The sequence below is a fragment of the Leeuwenhoekiella aequorea genome, assembly GCF_004104375.1.
GTDB lineage: Bacteria > Bacteroidota > Bacteroidia > Flavobacteriales > Flavobacteriaceae > Leeuwenhoekiella > Leeuwenhoekiella aequorea.
The window spans coordinates 16,196-30,526 of record NZ_QOVM01000003.1; the positions used below are offsets into that span (position 1 = coordinate 16,196).

17 protein-coding genes and 1 tRNA gene are annotated in these 14,331 nt (G+C 33.9%); 11 read left to right on the plus strand and 7 right to left on the minus strand.

Going from position 1 to position 14,331, the window contains the following annotated elements:
* The first annotated feature begins 3 nt into the window (after positions 1 to 3).
* Positions 4 to 1,308, plus strand: a complete 1,305-nt coding sequence (locus DSM00_RS07475) for a cryptochrome/photolyase family protein (protein WP_128757422.1) — start codon at positions 4 to 6, stop codon at positions 1,306 to 1,308.
* A gap of 22 nt (positions 1,309 to 1,330) precedes the next feature.
* On the opposite strand, the gene DSM00_RS07480 is transcribed toward DSM00_RS07475, so the two are convergent.
* Together DSM00_RS07480 and DSM00_RS07485 are read right to left on the minus strand one after the other, a co-directional pair.
* The gene (locus tag DSM00_RS07480; protein WP_128757423.1) at positions 1,331 to 2,017 is read right to left on the minus strand and encodes an ATP-binding cassette domain-containing protein; all 687 of its coding nucleotides are present in this window, start codon (positions 2,015 to 2,017) and stop codon (positions 1,331 to 1,333) included.
* Entirely contained in the window at positions 1,995 to 2,294 is a 300-nt protein-coding gene (locus DSM00_RS07485) for a hypothetical protein (protein WP_128757424.1), read from the minus strand. Before DSM00_RS07485 ends, DSM00_RS07480 begins: the two co-directional genes overlap by 23 nt.
* Positions 2,295 to 2,416: 122 nt before the next feature.
* Between DSM00_RS07485 and DSM00_RS07490 the strand changes: the two genes are divergently transcribed.
* A complete protein-coding gene (locus tag DSM00_RS07490) occupies positions 2,417 to 2,938 on the plus strand; it encodes a 5' nucleotidase, NT5C type (protein WP_128757425.1) in 522 nt (173 codons plus the stop codon).
* Between the two features lie 78 nt (positions 2,939 to 3,016).
* On the opposite strand, the gene murA is transcribed toward DSM00_RS07490, so the two are convergent.
* The 3 genes from murA to DSM00_RS07505 all read right to left on the minus strand — a co-directional run bounded on the left by murA (position 3,017) and on the right by DSM00_RS07505 (position 5,398).
* The gene (gene murA / locus DSM00_RS07495; protein WP_128757426.1) at positions 3,017 to 4,330 is read right to left on the minus strand and encodes a UDP-N-acetylglucosamine 1-carboxyvinyltransferase; all 1,314 of its coding nucleotides are present in this window, start codon (positions 4,328 to 4,330) and stop codon (positions 3,017 to 3,019) included.
* Positions 4,331 to 4,348: 18 nt separating this feature from the next.
* Entirely contained in the window at positions 4,349 to 4,987 is a 639-nt protein-coding gene (locus tag DSM00_RS07500) for a DUF4290 domain-containing protein (RefSeq protein WP_128757427.1), read from the minus strand.
* A gap of 120 nt (positions 4,988 to 5,107) precedes the next feature.
* The gene (locus DSM00_RS07505) at positions 5,108 to 5,398 is read right to left on the minus strand and encodes a DUF493 family protein (protein WP_128757428.1); all 291 of its coding nucleotides are present in this window, start codon (positions 5,396 to 5,398) and stop codon (positions 5,108 to 5,110) included.
* Positions 5,399 to 5,534: 136 nt separating this feature from the next.
* Here DSM00_RS07505 and DSM00_RS07510 point away from each other — a divergent pair, with 136 nt between their 5' ends.
* The 5 genes from DSM00_RS07510 to DSM00_RS07530 all read left to right on the plus strand — a co-directional run bounded on the left by DSM00_RS07510 (position 5,535) and on the right by DSM00_RS07530 (position 10,058).
* Positions 5,535 to 6,077 carry an AAA family ATPase gene (locus tag DSM00_RS07510; RefSeq protein WP_128757429.1) on the plus strand — a complete coding sequence of 181 codons (543 nt, stop codon included), beginning with the start codon at positions 5,535 to 5,537 and terminating at the stop codon, positions 6,075 to 6,077.
* Positions 6,068 to 7,975: a RecQ family ATP-dependent DNA helicase gene (locus tag DSM00_RS07515; RefSeq protein ID WP_128757430.1), complete on the plus strand. Its 1,908-nt coding sequence runs from the start codon at positions 6,068 to 6,070 to the stop codon at positions 7,973 to 7,975. The genes DSM00_RS07510 and DSM00_RS07515 overlap by 10 nt, the downstream gene beginning before the upstream one ends.
* The gene (gene fmt / locus DSM00_RS07520) at positions 7,968 to 8,927 is read left to right on the plus strand and encodes a methionyl-tRNA formyltransferase (protein ID WP_128757431.1); all 960 of its coding nucleotides are present in this window, start codon (positions 7,968 to 7,970) and stop codon (positions 8,925 to 8,927) included. Before DSM00_RS07515 ends, fmt begins: the two co-directional genes overlap by 8 nt.
* A 185-nt stretch (positions 8,928 to 9,112) precedes the next feature.
* Positions 9,113 to 9,385, plus strand: coding sequence for an HU family DNA-binding protein (locus tag DSM00_RS07525; protein WP_128757432.1), 273 nt, complete (start codon positions 9,113 to 9,115; stop codon positions 9,383 to 9,385).
* Positions 9,386 to 9,497: 112 nt separating this feature from the next.
* A complete protein-coding gene (locus tag DSM00_RS07530) occupies positions 9,498 to 10,058 on the plus strand; it encodes a YqgE/AlgH family protein (RefSeq protein ID WP_128757433.1) in 561 nt (186 codons plus the stop codon).
* Between the two features lie 5 nt (positions 10,059 to 10,063).
* Here the strand turns inward: DSM00_RS07530 and DSM00_RS07535 are convergent, their stop codons facing one another.
* Both DSM00_RS07535 and DSM00_RS07540 read right to left on the minus strand, forming a co-directional pair.
* Entirely contained in the window at positions 10,064 to 10,903 is an 840-nt protein-coding gene (locus tag DSM00_RS07535) for an aminotransferase class IV (RefSeq protein WP_128757434.1), read from the minus strand.
* A gap of 52 nt (positions 10,904 to 10,955) precedes the next feature.
* Positions 10,956 to 11,348, minus strand: coding sequence for an START-like domain-containing protein (locus tag DSM00_RS07540; RefSeq protein ID WP_028375975.1), 393 nt, complete (start codon positions 11,346 to 11,348; stop codon positions 10,956 to 10,958).
* Between the two features lie 175 nt (positions 11,349 to 11,523).
* Here DSM00_RS07540 and DSM00_RS07545 point away from each other — a divergent pair.
* From DSM00_RS07545 to DSM00_RS07560, 4 genes are all read left to right on the plus strand, one after another.
* Positions 11,524 to 11,597: transfer RNA gene (locus DSM00_RS07545), tRNA-Met, on the plus strand.
* Between the two features lie 362 nt (positions 11,598 to 11,959).
* Entirely contained in the window at positions 11,960 to 13,108 is a 1,149-nt protein-coding gene (locus DSM00_RS07550; RefSeq protein WP_128757435.1) for a mechanosensitive ion channel family protein, read from the plus strand.
* Positions 13,109 to 13,407: 299 nt separating this feature from the next.
* Positions 13,408 to 13,641, plus strand: coding sequence for a hypothetical protein (locus tag DSM00_RS07555; protein ID WP_128757436.1), 234 nt, complete (start codon positions 13,408 to 13,410; stop codon positions 13,639 to 13,641).
* Between the two features lie 230 nt (positions 13,642 to 13,871).
* Positions 13,872 to 14,330 (plus strand): GNAT family N-acetyltransferase, encoded by a 459-nt coding sequence (locus DSM00_RS07560; RefSeq protein WP_128757437.1) that lies wholly within the window; start codon positions 13,872 to 13,874, stop codon positions 14,328 to 14,330.
* The last annotated feature ends 1 nt before the right edge of the window (position 14,331 follow it).

The following is a 14,331-nucleotide window of genomic DNA, read 5'->3' on the forward strand; positions in this document are numbered from 1 at the left end:
ACTATGAATTCTGTTTCCATTTTTTGGTTCCGAAGAGACCTAAGACTTGATGACAATGTGGGTTTCCTCGAAGCTTTAAAATCAGATTATCCAGTACTTCCTATTTTCATATTTGATAAAGAAATTCTGGAGAAACTTCCTAAAAATGATGCGCGTGTAACTTTTATATATGAAACTTTGCAGAAAATGCGTGATCGTTTGCAAAATGATCATACTAGTTCTTTAGCGTTATTTTACGGAAAACCCATAGATATATGGAAACAAATTTTAATAGACTATGAGGTTAAAGAAGTATATACAAATAGAGATTATGAACCCTATGCAAAAAAAAGGGATGAAGAAATAAGTTCTTTGTTTGAAGAAAAAGATATCGACTTCAAGACCTTTAAAGATCAGGTGATATTTGAAAAAGATGACGTGGTAAAAGGAGATGGAGAACCCTATATCGTATATACACCTTATAAAAATAAATGGCTGGAAACTTTTAATAAAGACAACGATTTAAAAATTCATTATACCAGTCAACATCTCAACAATCTTGTTGAAAATAGTAGATTACCAAATTTGACTTTGAGTGACATGGGGTTTGAAACGGCCTCTCTAAAAGTTCCAGATTATGATGTTACCCCTACTCTAATTGATAATTATGAAGATACACGCAATTTTCCTGGGCAAGATGGGACTTCAAGATTAGGGCCTCATTTACGTTTTGGTACCGTAAGCGTTCGGAAAATGATTAAAAAGGCGCTTGCTGAAAATAATCAGGTATTTTGGAGTGAATTGGTTTGGCGTGAATTTTTTATGCAGATTCTCTACCATTATCCTGAAACGGTGAATAATGCTTTCAGAAAAAAATACGATCGTATAGACTGGCGTAATAATGAGGAGGAATTTGAAAAATGGAAAACCGGTACTACGGGATTTCTTTTAGTAGATGCCGGGATGCGCGAACTCAATACTACCGGTTACATGCATAATCGTGTGCGTATGTTAACAGCGAGCTTTTTATGTAAACACTTATTAATAGATTGGCGCTGGGGAGAGACTTATTTTGCTGAAAAGCTATTAGACTACGAGCAAGCAAGCAATGTAGGAAATTGGCAATGGGCAGCAGGAAGTGGCGTGGATGCAGCTCCTTACTTTCGCATTTTCAATCCGATGACTCAAGTGGATAAATTTGACAAAGAAAGAAAATATATTCAAAAATTTATTCCTGAATACGATAATTCAGAATACCCTGAGAAAATGGTAGATCATAAAGAGGCTCGTGAGCGTTGCTTAAAAATATACAAACAAGCACTTTCCTAATTTTATTTTAGCAGAACAACTATCAAAAATCTCCCAGAATATAATTATGTTTAACTAAGTCACTTATATTCTCGATAGGAATTAGTTTACCCGTATGTAAAATCAACTTTCTATCTGAAAGCTTCCAAACATCTTGATAATAATGGTCTGTGATTATAATTCCTTTTTTTTCTTTAAGCGACAACAGGAACTCATGAATTAGTTCTTTGAATAAGGGCTCTACCATAGAGAAAGGTTCATCAAGGAGTAAGAAGGGGTGCTTTAAATTCCCCAGAATTAAAACCTCCAGATATCGCCTCTGCCCTAGCGACAATTCATTTACTTTACGTTTTGCTATATCTGCCATACGAGGTGCTGTAAAAATTAAATTTTGTTCCTCGCCATTAAAATAATTTGGAATTATATCCCAAACTCTCACAGCCTTGGGCAAAAAACTGAACTGGGGCAAATATCCTATCAATCCTTTAGAGATTATGGTGTTCTTGTCCCAACACGTTCGTCTTAATGGAAATCGTGATTCATTAAATTTGATACAGCCTTCTTGTGCAGTAATAGTACCAAATAAAATTTTGAGAAATGTACTTTTACCAGCTCCATTACGACCAAACACTCCTATAATTTCTCCAGTTTGAAGTTTAAAACTGCACGAATTAAGCAATTTTCGTTCTCCATAGTTTTTGTGCAGATTAATAACTTGTAGGAGCGCCAATTGATAGAAATTTTGAAATGAGTAAAACTATTAGAATCAATAGTGGAGATAGTATAAAATTAATCAACCAACATTTAGCTAGAAGTTTAGCTTTCGTATATCCTAAATTATAATAACCATAAAGTTCATCTTTCTGAAAATAATTATATGCAAGAAATCCTATAGGTGTTCCTAAAATTCCGAAGAAAACAATAGCGATAATACTATTCCCAAAGAATAAGGTTATCACTAAAATTAGTAATGCGTAACTGGTGACATCTTTATAAAACCTCCACATAATTTAGTTTCTACTTAAAAATAACAATTACAAAGAATATCTATCCTACGATAGTAGAATTATATACTCCCGGAATAGCTATCTAATAAACAAGCCGTATTTTGAACACTTAAAATTATTATATGACCCTATTTATAGATATGGACGAAGTCATCGCTGACACGTACCAAGCACACATCGATTTATACAATACAAAATACTGTGCAACTCTTACTAAAGAACAATGTTTAGGTTCTGAGGTTTGGCAAATGGTTCCTGAAGAACATCAAGCTTATATACGTAATCACGCAAATGAACGAGGTTTCTTTAAAGATCTTGCTGTGATAGAAGATAGTCCAGAAGTACTAAGAGCTTTACAAGATAAGTATGAGCTTTACATTGCATCTGCGGCAATGCAGTTTAAATCTAGTCTTGAAGATAAGGCAGATTGGTTAGATAGATACTTCCCTTTTATACCTTGGGAGAACCGTATTCTATGTGGTCACAAACATATATTAAAAGGCGATATCTTAATTGATGACCGTTCATACAATCTTAAAGCATTTGATGGTAGAGGAATTCAATTTTCATCTCCTCATAATTTCAATACAAAAGGTTTTGAAAGAGTAAATACGTGGAGAGACGTTGCAGACTTGCTTTTATAATATGATCAAAAGAGCTAAAAATAAAAATCCCGAAAATAAATTTCGGGATTTTTTATATTATACATTCTTGTGTTAGTGTTAGGCTGTTCTAATAATTTTAGCGCCTATTGCTCGTAAACGTTCATCTATATTTTCATAACCCCGATCGATCTGTTCAATATTGTGAATAGTCGAAGTACCTTTTGCGCTAAGAGCTGCAATAAGTAATGAAATACCCGCTCTAATATCTGGTGAGGTCATTGTGGTTGCTTTTAAACTAGATTTAAAATCGTGACCTATAACGGTTGCACGATGTGGATCGCAAAGAATAATTTTTGCTCCCATATCTATAAGTTTGTCAACAAAGAATAAACGGCTTTCAAACATTTTTTGGTGAACGAGTACTTCCCCTTTAGCTTGAGTTGCTACTACTAAAATAATACTTAGTAAATCTGGTGTAAATCCAGGCCAAGGCGCGTCACTTATAGTCATAAAAGATCCATCAATAAATGTTTCAATTTCGTAACCATCCTTGTGAGCAGGAATGAATATGTCATCCCCTCTACGTTCTACAGTGATTCCTAATTTTCTAAAAGTTGCCGGAATTATACCTAAATCATTCCAACTAACATTTTTAATGGTAACCTCGCTTTTTGTCATAGCAGCCAGACCTATCCAAGATCCTATTTCAATCATATCTGGTAATACACTGTGCTCACAACCTCCCAGTTCTTCTACACCTTCAATAATTAGCATATTAGAACCTATTCCACTGATTTTTGCTCCCATTTTATTCAGCATTTTACACAATTGCTGAAGATAAGGTTCGCAGGCTGCATTATAGATTGTAGTTTCTCCCTTAGCCATTACTGCCGCCATGACTATATTTGCAGTACCGGTAACAGAAGCTTCATCAAGTAACATAAAGGTTCCTTTTAAACCATCTGGAGCCTCAACGCCGTAGAAACGCTCTTCTTTATTATATCTAAATTTCGCACCCAGTTTAATCATACCCTCAAAGTGGGTATCTAATCTGCGTCGTCCTATTTTATCACCTCCTGGTCTTGGAATATATCCTTTACCAAAACGAGCTAATAAAGGTCCCACAATCATTATAGAACCTCGAAGTCCGCCACCCTCCTTTTTAAAGCGTTCACTCTCGAGATATTCTAGATTAAGAGCATCACTAATAAAAGAGTATTTGCCTTTTCCTAATTTTTGAATTTTAACTCCTAGATTACTTAAAATATCTATAAGCTTATTTACATCAACAATATCTGGTATGTTATTTATAATAACTTCCTGTGGTGTAAGTAGCACTGCGCATAAAATTTGCAATGCCTCATTTTTTGCACCTTGAGGTTGGATAGCCCCTTTAAGTTGATGACCTCCTTCTATTTGAAATGTTCCCATTAAAGAAATAGCTGTTTTTTAATATCTTTTTTTACCTCCACTACGCGCAGGTTTTTTACGATAGCTAGAAGATTTATTTGTTTTTTTAGGACGCATAAGTTTTTGCGTATCTCTAAGGTCTTCCTCTTTTTTAGCGAGATTTATACTACCGTCACTTAATTCAAAGAGATGCTTAAAAATAACCTCATCATCTACAGTGTCTTTATTCCAGTTTAGGAAACACTTTTTCATATGATTGGCTATAGTAAATTCTAAAGCCTCACGCATTTGTCCTTTTTCCCATTTAACAGCCACATCAATCATACGCTTGATATTGTTTCCGTAGAAGCGATACTTCGGGTAATTTTGAGGGTATTCTAATGGTTCTGGATGCTCTTCCAGCTTTTCGCGAGAAGGTTTTTCATATGGAGATTCTACATCCAATTTAAAGTCGCTCATTATAAATAATTGATCCCAAAGCTTGTGTTGAAAGTCTGGAACATCTCTAAAATGAGGTTGTATATTACCCATTACAGCAATTATACTACGAGCAATAATATTTCTTTTTTTTTCGTCTTCTTCGGCGATTGCCTGATTAACCATCTTTTGGAGATGACGGCCATATTCAGGTATTATGAGCTTTTCACGCTCAGTATTATATTCTAATTGATCTATCAATTGTAAAAATTTAAGTGAAGTGTGGTCTGTAAACAAAACCTTGTGGCAAAGTACTAAAAAATGTACAAATCTCTAGCCTACCTAGCCAAATTAACCCCATTTTATAAGGATTTTCAATAATTATAATGAAATAACACCTTCCACGACAGCTACTTCCCGATACTTCGCAATTACTGCATCTGGATTTTTCATTCTTAAGTTTATTGAAACACTTGTGTAGGTCCCTTTGCTAGAAGCTTTTGTACTAATCACTGCTCCCATATTATCAAAAATTTGTTCGATTTGATTTATCTTATCTGCATCAGAAGGAACAATAAATTTATATAAATATTCTGCTGGCCAGTTGGTAGTCTCTTCCAGTCTGCCTTTCAGCTTTGCGTAAAATTCGTCAGAATTTTTATCTGTACTCATAATTGTGTTTTTCTATCGCAAAGATACCATTCTACAACTAATTTTTTAATCGAGTTCTATTTGAGTATTTTTACCAACATCATAAATAAACCTCACACTATCTAATTTACGTGTTTATTTAAATTGAATATAATCGATGACAAAACGTATTGTTCTTATTGGAGGCCCCAGCACCGGAAAAACCACACTTCTTAATGCGCTGAGGGCAAAAGGACACACCTGCTTAGATGAAGTTTCTAGAGAGGTTACTAAAGCCGCTCAAGAACAAGGAGTTGATCAGCTTTTTCTAACGCAACCGTTGCTCTTTAGCCAGATGCTATTAGATAAAAGAATAGAGCAATATAAATTAGCTCCATCATTAAATAAGGACCTTGTTTTTATAGATCGCGGCATTCCAGATGTAACCGCTTATATGGATTTTATAGGTCAAGAATATCCGGAAAATTTTAAAAGTGCCTGTTTGGATTATAAATACGACCACATTTTCATCCTGCCTCCATGGCAAGATATTCATACTACAGATCAAGAACGTTACGAGAGTTTTGATGAGGCTCTGAATATTCAGAATGAATTAGTCAAAACCTACAAAGCATTTGGGTACTCACCTATTGAAGTCCCTAAAACAAGTGTGGACGAACGGGTAAATTTTATTTTACAAAATCTAGATATATGTCGCTAACTCCATTAGATGTTTTAAAAAAATATTGGAGTTACGATACATTCAGACCAAAGCAGCTTGAAATAATCTCGGCTGTATTAGATAAAAGAGACACTTTTGCTTTATTACCTACAGGAGGCGGCAAGTCTATTTGTTATCAAGTACCCGCTCTTATTAATGAGGGAATTGTACTTGTTATCTCCCCTCTGCTTTCTCTCATGCGCGATCAAGTTACCCAGTTAATACAACGCGGTATAAAAGCGCTATACATTCCGGGAGGTATTCATTATAATGATCTTGACACACTTTTAGACAATTGTATCTACGGAAATTACAAATTACTCTATCTCTCTCCAGAACGATTACAAAATGAACTCGTTCTTGCCAGATTAAGGCAAATGAATATTTCGTTGATTGCAGTCGATGAGGCTCATTGTATATCTCAATGGGGTCACGATTTTAGACCTGCATATCGTAATATAGCTTCTTTTAGAAAAGATTTTTCAGATATTCCTTGTATTGCACTTACTGCTACTGCTACTAGAAATGTTCAAAAAGATATAGTCGATCAACTTGCTATGCACGAAGCAGTAATTATTAGAGATTCCTTTGAACGAAAAAATTTAGGCTACTTAATACTTCAGGAAGAAAATAAATTTGGCCGATTACTACGTATTTTTAGAAAATATACGGGTAGTGCCATAGTTTACGTTCGAAGCCGTAAAACAGCGCAAGAATACTCTTCCTTTCTAAAAGCCAATGGGATTAGTTCACATTTTTATCACGGCGGTCTTGGCAATGGAGAGCGGCAGCTTTATTTTGAAGATTGGTCGAGTAATAAAGTACAGGTTATGGTTGCTACGAGTGCATTTGGGATGGGTATCGATAAGGCAGCTGTTAAGACCGTTGTACACGTCGAATTACCAGAAAGCCTCGAAAGCTACTTTCAAGAAGCCGGCAGGGCTGGTAGAGACGGTACTACTGCAAGAAGTATAATTTTATACACTCCATCAGACGAGCAAAGGCTAAACAATCAATTTTTAAATGTTTTACCATCTGTCGATTACGTTAAGAAAGTATATAAAAAATTAAATAGCTATTTCCAGATTTCATATGGCGAAGGGGAACAAGAAACCTTCCGCTTTGATTTTATGAATTTTTGTAATGCCTATAATTTTAAAACCCTTATAACCTTTAATGCTTTACAACTTTTAGATCGTAATAGCGTATTAATATTATCGCAAGAATTCTATAGAAAATCTACCCTTCAGTTTATAATAAGTCCGGTGAATCTCACCTATTATTTAATAAAAAATCAGGGTATTGATACTGTGGTCAAAAGTATTTTGAGAACCTATGGAGGTATTTATGATCAGCCCTTAGCTATTGATCATACTGTTATTGCAAAAAAAGCTGGCGTTAATCTGGGTTTTATACACACAATTTTACTTCAGTTAGATAAAGATGACATCGCTATTTATAACCATACAAATTATGATTCTGCCGTTACCTTTCTGGTACAGCGTGAAGATGATCTGACAATTAATAAAATTGCGAAGCATATAAAAGCGCAAAATACGCGTAAGATTAATCAAGTAAATAGTATAAAAGAATACCTAAAAACCGCTACAGTTTGCAGAAGCATTCAACTTCTTGACTATTTTGAGGAAAAGCAAGTGGTTCCCTGCGGAATATGTGACGTTTGTATTAATAGAACTCGCAATACACAAAAGCCAAATAAGAAATTGATTGAATCTAAACTATTAGATTTACTGAAGCTGAAAGAACACACATCATTATCGCTTTCTGAGGCCTTAGCGCCATTACCCGATTCTGCGATCATAAATGCACTAAAAAATCTTCTAGCGACACAAAAAATACAGATAACATCTTCAAATACCTACAAACTAAATGAGTGATTTACGAATTGTTTTTATGGGAACACCAGACTTTGCCGTTGCAGGCTTACAGAAACTGGTAGAAAACAAATATAATATCGTCGGGGTCATTACTGCTCCAGACAAACCTGCAGGACGCGGACAAAAATTACAGCAAAGCGCCGTGAAAAATTATGCTCAAAGTCAGAATTTAAAGGTGCTACAGCCTACAAATTTAAAAGACACATCGTTTATTGAAGAATTAAAATCTTTAAATGCCAATTTACAAATAGTTGTTGCCTTTAGAATGCTTCCTGAAGTGGTTTGGAAAATGCCCAAATTAGGGACCTTTAATTTACATGCTTCCTTATTACCAGATTATAGAGGAGCAGCTCCTATTAATTGGGCAATAATTAAAGGAGAGACAGAAACAGGTGTGAGTACTTTTTTTATAGATGAAAAAATAGACACAGGAGCTATAATTCTTCAAGAAAAATTATCAATCAGCCCTGAAGAAAATGCCGGTAGCCTCCATGATCGCCTTATGCATATGGGTAGTGATTTAATTTTAGAAACTGTAAAATTAATAGAAAAAGGACCCATTGAAACCCGAATTCAACCTAAACAAGAACAAATTCACACTGCTTACAAACTTGACCGTACTAATACCAGAATTGATTGGAATTGTCCTATTGAGGAAATACACAATTTAATACGCGGTTTAAGTCCATATCCGGTAGCATACACGCACTTTGTTAATGGAGATGATAAAGAACACCAATTAAAAGTATACGCTGCCTCAAAAGCTTGTAATATCGATTTAGTTTCAAATGGGACAATTGGAAAGATAATTACAAAAGAAAATAAATTGTTTGTTGCAGGTATTGATGGATGGATGGAGTTATTAGAAATTCAGCTTTCGGGAAAGAAAAAAATGCAGGTAAAAGATTTACTAAATGGATTTACCTTTGATCAAAAAGCCAAAATGCTCTAAACCCGCATGATTGTTGATGTTAGTTAAAATCTGTCAAAATATGGAATCCTTGTCAACAAAATGTTAAAGTTATCAACATAAAAGTGAATTTCCTGCGCTATTACTTGCGTGAACGAAATATCCGTCTAAATTTGTTAGAATAATATATAAAAGTTTAACCGAGATTTAATTTTAAAATTTACATTATGAACAAATCAGATTTAATCGATGCAATGGCAGAAAGTGCTGGAATTACAAAAGCAGCAGCTAAAAAAGCATTAGAATCTTTCTTAGGCAATGTTGAGAAATCTTTAAAGAGCGGAGATCGCGTTTCTTTAGTAGGTTTTGGATCATGGTCTGTATCTCAGCGTGCAGCTCGTGAAGGAAGAAATCCACAGACTGGAAAAACTATTCAAATTGCAGCTAAAAATGTTGTTAAGTTTAAAGCAGGTTCTGACTTATCAGACGCTGTAAACTAATTACATAGCTTCTAAATATTTTTTAAAGGCCCTTTTAAAAGGGCTTTTTTTATTTTTCTTATTTTTTTGTTAATTAAAATAAAAAGTTTAGATTAGTTTAAATATTTTATTTATGACTACTAACAAACCTGAAAAAGGCAATTTACTTATAGCGGAACCGGCTATTATAGGCGATGTTTCTTTTAACAGGTCTGTTGTCTTGCTCGCAAACCACAGTGAAGAAGGATCTGTAGGCTTTATTTTAAACAAACCGTTGACATTTACCCTCAATGAATTAATTCCCGAAATTGAGATTGAGATGCAAATTTATAATGGCGGGCCCGTAGAACAAGATAATTTGTACTTTCTACATAAGGTGCCGCATCTTATTCCTGATAGTATAGAAATTGCGAGCGGCATATATTGGGGTGGAGACTTTGAAACGGTGATCGAATTAATCACATCAAATAAAATTAATGCAGAAGAGATTCGCTTCTTCTTAGGTTACTCTGGATGGGATTGTGATCAACTAGATGACGAATTAAATGCCAATTCCTGGATAGTTGCCGAGAATATTTATGACAAGGAAATTATAAATAAGTGTTTCCCTGAATTTTGGCGTGAAAAGATGATTGAATTAGGTGGAGACTATATTATTTGGTCGAATGCACCAGAAAACCCGAGTTATAACTAGATATGTTATCCTAAACGCGCTTTAGCGTTTAACTTACCCAGCAAGTTCTTTGCTACTAGATTTGTATATAATTTTTTTCTGTACTTGGTTATGGGTTGTATTCCCATAATCGAATTAGTAATAAAAAGTTCATCTGCTTTTTGAAGCTCAAAAGGTGATATAGGAGCCTCTTCAAATGTATAAGTATCTATCTTCTCGAGAATATCAATAAGCTGTTTTCTTACTATTCCTCGCAAACAACCTTCAGTTAAAGGTGGCGTTTTTATGTGATTATCTTTTACTAGGAAGAGGTTTCCATTTAAAGCTTCTGCTATGGTTTTATTAGTATTAATGAGTAAGCAATTAGCCAAATTATTTTCTTTAGCAAAAATACTTCCAGTAACATGAATTAACTTATTCGCAGTTTTTAATGTGCTTAATAAATCGGCATTTAGATAATGATCTTTGTACAAATCAACTTCATAACTTGCTTCGTTCATTATAAAAAACGGATCGTTTAACTCACTTGCAAATGCATAGAACGATACATTGTTATCTTCAGGCAGATACTTACCACCTGCATTACGAGTAACAGTTAGGCGTACACTAGCAGATTTATCTTTAAGATTAGAAGCATTGATTGTTTTTAATAATTCGGCCTCTAGCAGTTCTAGTGTAAAATTCATAGGTATCTCCATACGCAATATGCGCATAGAAGCCATAAGTCTGAAATAATGATCTTCCCAAAAAGAAATTTTTCCACTACTGTATCGTACAGTTTCAAAAACAGCATCGCCATAAAGCATACCTCTGTTATAAGAAGAAAATTCAGGTTTATCAGTAATTATTCCATTAAAATTAATCATAAAAAAAGTCCCTTTTTTGAGAAGGGACAAATATACTATTTACGACTTGTTTCTAGTTAGAACCTATGATATGTTTCAGCTCTGAAATTTGATTTTCCCAGAACATTTTGCCTTCATCCTCTTCCCCAGGCTCTGCAAAGTCTGTAACTATAAGTGAAACATCTTTTGTGATCTCATCAACAACAATACGTAATTCAAAATAGTACAGGTTTTCATCCTCTACATCGTCCATCCATCTGAACTTTATACGCTCATCACTTTTCTTACCTAAGAGTTTTGCCTTTTCTTCACTCCCATTCCAAATAAATGTATAATATTCTCCACGTGAGTTCACATTGTCAGCAAACCACTCAGACATTCCTGAAGGTGAAGACATATATTGATACAAAAGTGACGGTGAGGCCTGAATAGGAAACTCGATTTCAAATTTTATTTTTTCTTCCATTTTCTTTTATTCGGTTGGGTCGCCAATATAAATATTAATTGTTCAGTAAAAAAGAAAGCAGTAATTTTTTATTTTATATTTAAGAAGCTTGCAGAGTTCGTAATTGTTATTATATTTGCACCCGCTTAGCAAATAGCTGGCGAATTTATTAAAATTATCTTTTAGATAGAATTTTGGCGAGGTAGCTCAGTTGGTTAGAGCGTCGGATTCATAACCCGGAGGTCGGGGGATCGTGCCCCCCTCTCGCTACTAAAGGCTTCACAGCAATGTGAAGCCTTTTTTTATTCCTTTAAGAATACCTTAATTTACCCTTGTATTAAAAATAAATGGAGATAATATTAATCAAGATTTATCATACCTAATAGACGTTCTTCAAGCTTACAAATCCTTATTGAACTCTCTTTTCTTACTTAATCCACTGTTTTAAGTGAGCTATTCTGAAGCAAATTCGATAATTTAAGCACTAGATGAGAGTACATCTCACGAAAATTGAATCTCTAAATTTGACTCAACAGAAGTTATTAAACTTATTTTTGCTTTGTTTTTTTGTACAATTTTTGATTTTACAAAAACATAGAATCTTCAAGTGATTCTCACCCTAATATATTTATATGAATGAATTCTGGACTGCCAATCGAGAGGCAATAATCTACGCATTTATAGTCATCGCTATAGTGCTATTTCTTCGGTTTATAACCAGGCAATTACATAAATGGCTTGAAAAAAGAGCACTGGCAAAATTCCCCAATGAAGATCCAGCAACAATACATCTTACGCAAAAGATACTTAATGCGTTATGGTTTGTTTTGGGAATAATGGCTTTAGGTTTCATATTTATAGACGAGGATCACTACATCACTGCACGCGAAAACTTCTTTTTAGTTTTTTACTTAGGCATAGTGGCCGTTCTCACATTAGTGGCCGCATCTCTGGTACAAACATGGTTTAGGAGAAATATTAAGTTACGCATTGAAAATAATGAAGATATAACAAGCTATAAATTTCTAAGATATATAGCCATTTTTGCAGTTTACTTTCTTGGTGTTATCCTTATGCTTATCGCATTTGAATCTATGCGGAGTTTTGCTGCCACCGCACTAGGTGGTGCAGGTATAATTGCCGTAGTAGCAGGGGTTGCTTCCCAAGAAGCTTTATCTAATTTAGTAGGAGGACTTTTTATAATCTTCTTTAAACCATTTAAGTTAGGAGATATTATTAAAGTAGATGAGTCTATGGTAGGTACAGTAACAGACATTACCTTAAGGCATACTATAATACGCAATTATGAAAATAAAATGATTGTGATTCCTAATGCCATTATTAATAAAGAGAAACTAATCAATTACGATCTGGGAACCCCTATTTGCTGCCAGTGGATTGAGATTGGAATATCATATAGTAGTGATATTGATTTGGCGAAAGAAATTATGCGTGACGAATGTGAGAATCATCCTAATCTAATAGATAATAGGAGTGAATTAGACAAGTACAACAATGTACCTAAGGTTGCAGTGCGTGTAATTTCACTCGGGGACTCTGCTGTAGTTATTAGAGCTTGGACATGGGCAAGCAATTACAATCAAGCTTTCTCAATGAAATGTGATCTTTATGAAAGTATTAAGAAGAGGTTTGACAAAGAAGATATCGAGATACCCTTTCCACATCAAACTGTCGTATTCAAAGAAAAACAAATCGATCGATTTAAGAATACTTCTCAAAATGAACGTTCAAATAATGACGATAAACAGTACATAGATTGATAGCATTTCTATTTAATCTCGAAACTAGCTTTAAAAAATAAATATAAAAAGTGCATTATAATTCTAATGCACTTTTTTACACCCTTATATCAAATATTTCTCGCTCCAATTATAATTAATAATAATTTAAGATTTCATTAATAATTATGCGTAATTGAAAAATAAGCTTAATCGGTTTAGTTAAAAAATTAACATTAATTAACTGAAAATCAAATAATTTACCCAACTATAATGTTTGAGTTGATAAACATCTGTTGTAATTTTAAGTCTCCAAAACGGTTAACTTAATACTACAACTAATGAAAGCGACATTTGAAATAATTGAGAACAATATAAATTGTACGCAAGAGGTTATTAAGCAATGCCTTAATAGAATTATGGAGGTACGAGTTTTAGAAATTAATTTAAATCAAAATACCATTTCGGTTGATTATTTTCGCCCTAGTGTTTATGAGCGCATTAAGAAAGAACTTTATTGTCTGGGACTCTCTGTAGGAGAACATATTGTTTTCACAGAATTACAAGAACATTAATAGTTCAATTTGTAATATTCTCGTGATCAAAGCACCACACTCCAAGTAAATTCTTCTACTGAAAATCAAAATTTTATTACTGTACACATATTAGTTTTGATGATTTTTATTTGAAATATCATCAGTTTCAAATTCGATAATTCGCGATAAATAATTAAGCTAAATCTTGAAATTCGTTGTCAGGAAATGTATCTTTCAAGTTCAACCAACCGTATTGATCTTTTAGAAATATGCTTAACCTCATTCGTACAGACTCAAAAAATGCTGATTTCTTAAAATTAATAAAGGAATTAGATGAAACTCTTAAACTTACCGATGGTGACGATCACGCGTTTTACAATCAATTTAATTCGTTAGATAGAATAAAAAATGTAATTGTAGCTTATGAAAGTGGTATCGCCGTAGGTTGTGGTGCTTTTAGGGAATATGGGCCCAAAAGTGTAGAGATTAAAAGAATGTACACCAGACCTTTGTATAGAAAAAGAGGCTATGCAAGTCTTATTTTAGAAGCCTTAGAAAATTGGGGATTAGAACTGGGATATACGAAGTGCATTTTAGAAACCGGAATTTTTCAACCTCCGGCAATTGCACTTTACAAACGTAGAAATTATGATATTATTCCTAATTACGGTCAGTATAGTGGTGTAGGTGGTAGTATGTGTTTTATAAAATATTTGTCGCCCTTATAAT

What these genes read in the sequence shown, in the direction of transcription:
- DSM00_RS07475 (WP_128757422.1), top strand. Translation starts at nt 4, where the DNA reads ATGAATTCTGTTTCCATTTTTTGGTTCCGAAGAGACCTAAGACTTGAT.
- DSM00_RS07485 (WP_128757424.1), bottom strand. Translation starts at nt 2,294, where the DNA reads ATGTGGAGGTTTTATAAAGATGTCACCAGTTACGCATTACTAATTTTA.
- DSM00_RS07490 (WP_128757425.1), top strand. Translation starts at nt 2,417, where the DNA reads ATGACCCTATTTATAGATATGGACGAAGTCATCGCTGACACGTACCAA.
- murA (WP_128757426.1), bottom strand. Translation starts at nt 4,330, where the DNA reads ATGGGAACATTTCAAATAGAAGGAGGTCATCAACTTAAAGGGGCTATC.
- DSM00_RS07505 (WP_128757428.1), bottom strand. Translation starts at nt 5,398, where the DNA reads ATGAGTACAGATAAAAATTCTGACGAATTTTACGCAAAGCTGAAAGGC.
- DSM00_RS07510 (WP_128757429.1), top strand. Translation starts at nt 5,535, where the DNA reads ATGACAAAACGTATTGTTCTTATTGGAGGCCCCAGCACCGGAAAAACC.
- DSM00_RS07515 (WP_128757430.1), top strand. Translation starts at nt 6,068, where the DNA reads ATGTCGCTAACTCCATTAGATGTTTTAAAAAAATATTGGAGTTACGAT.
- fmt (WP_128757431.1), top strand. Translation starts at nt 7,968, where the DNA reads ATGAGTGATTTACGAATTGTTTTTATGGGAACACCAGACTTTGCCGTT.
- DSM00_RS07525 (WP_128757432.1), top strand. Translation starts at nt 9,113, where the DNA reads ATGAACAAATCAGATTTAATCGATGCAATGGCAGAAAGTGCTGGAATT.
- DSM00_RS07530 (WP_128757433.1), top strand. Translation starts at nt 9,498, where the DNA reads ATGACTACTAACAAACCTGAAAAAGGCAATTTACTTATAGCGGAACCG.
- DSM00_RS07535 (WP_128757434.1), bottom strand. Translation starts at nt 10,903, where the DNA reads ATGATTAATTTTAATGGAATAATTACTGATAAACCTGAATTTTCTTCT.
- DSM00_RS07540 (WP_028375975.1), bottom strand. Translation starts at nt 11,348, where the DNA reads ATGGAAGAAAAAATAAAATTTGAAATCGAGTTTCCTATTCAGGCCTCA.
- DSM00_RS07550 (WP_128757435.1), top strand. Translation starts at nt 11,960, where the DNA reads ATGAATGAATTCTGGACTGCCAATCGAGAGGCAATAATCTACGCATTT.
- DSM00_RS07555 (WP_128757436.1), top strand. Translation starts at nt 13,408, where the DNA reads ATGAAAGCGACATTTGAAATAATTGAGAACAATATAAATTGTACGCAA.
- DSM00_RS07560 (WP_128757437.1), top strand. Translation starts at nt 13,872, where the DNA reads ATGCTTAACCTCATTCGTACAGACTCAAAAAATGCTGATTTCTTAAAA.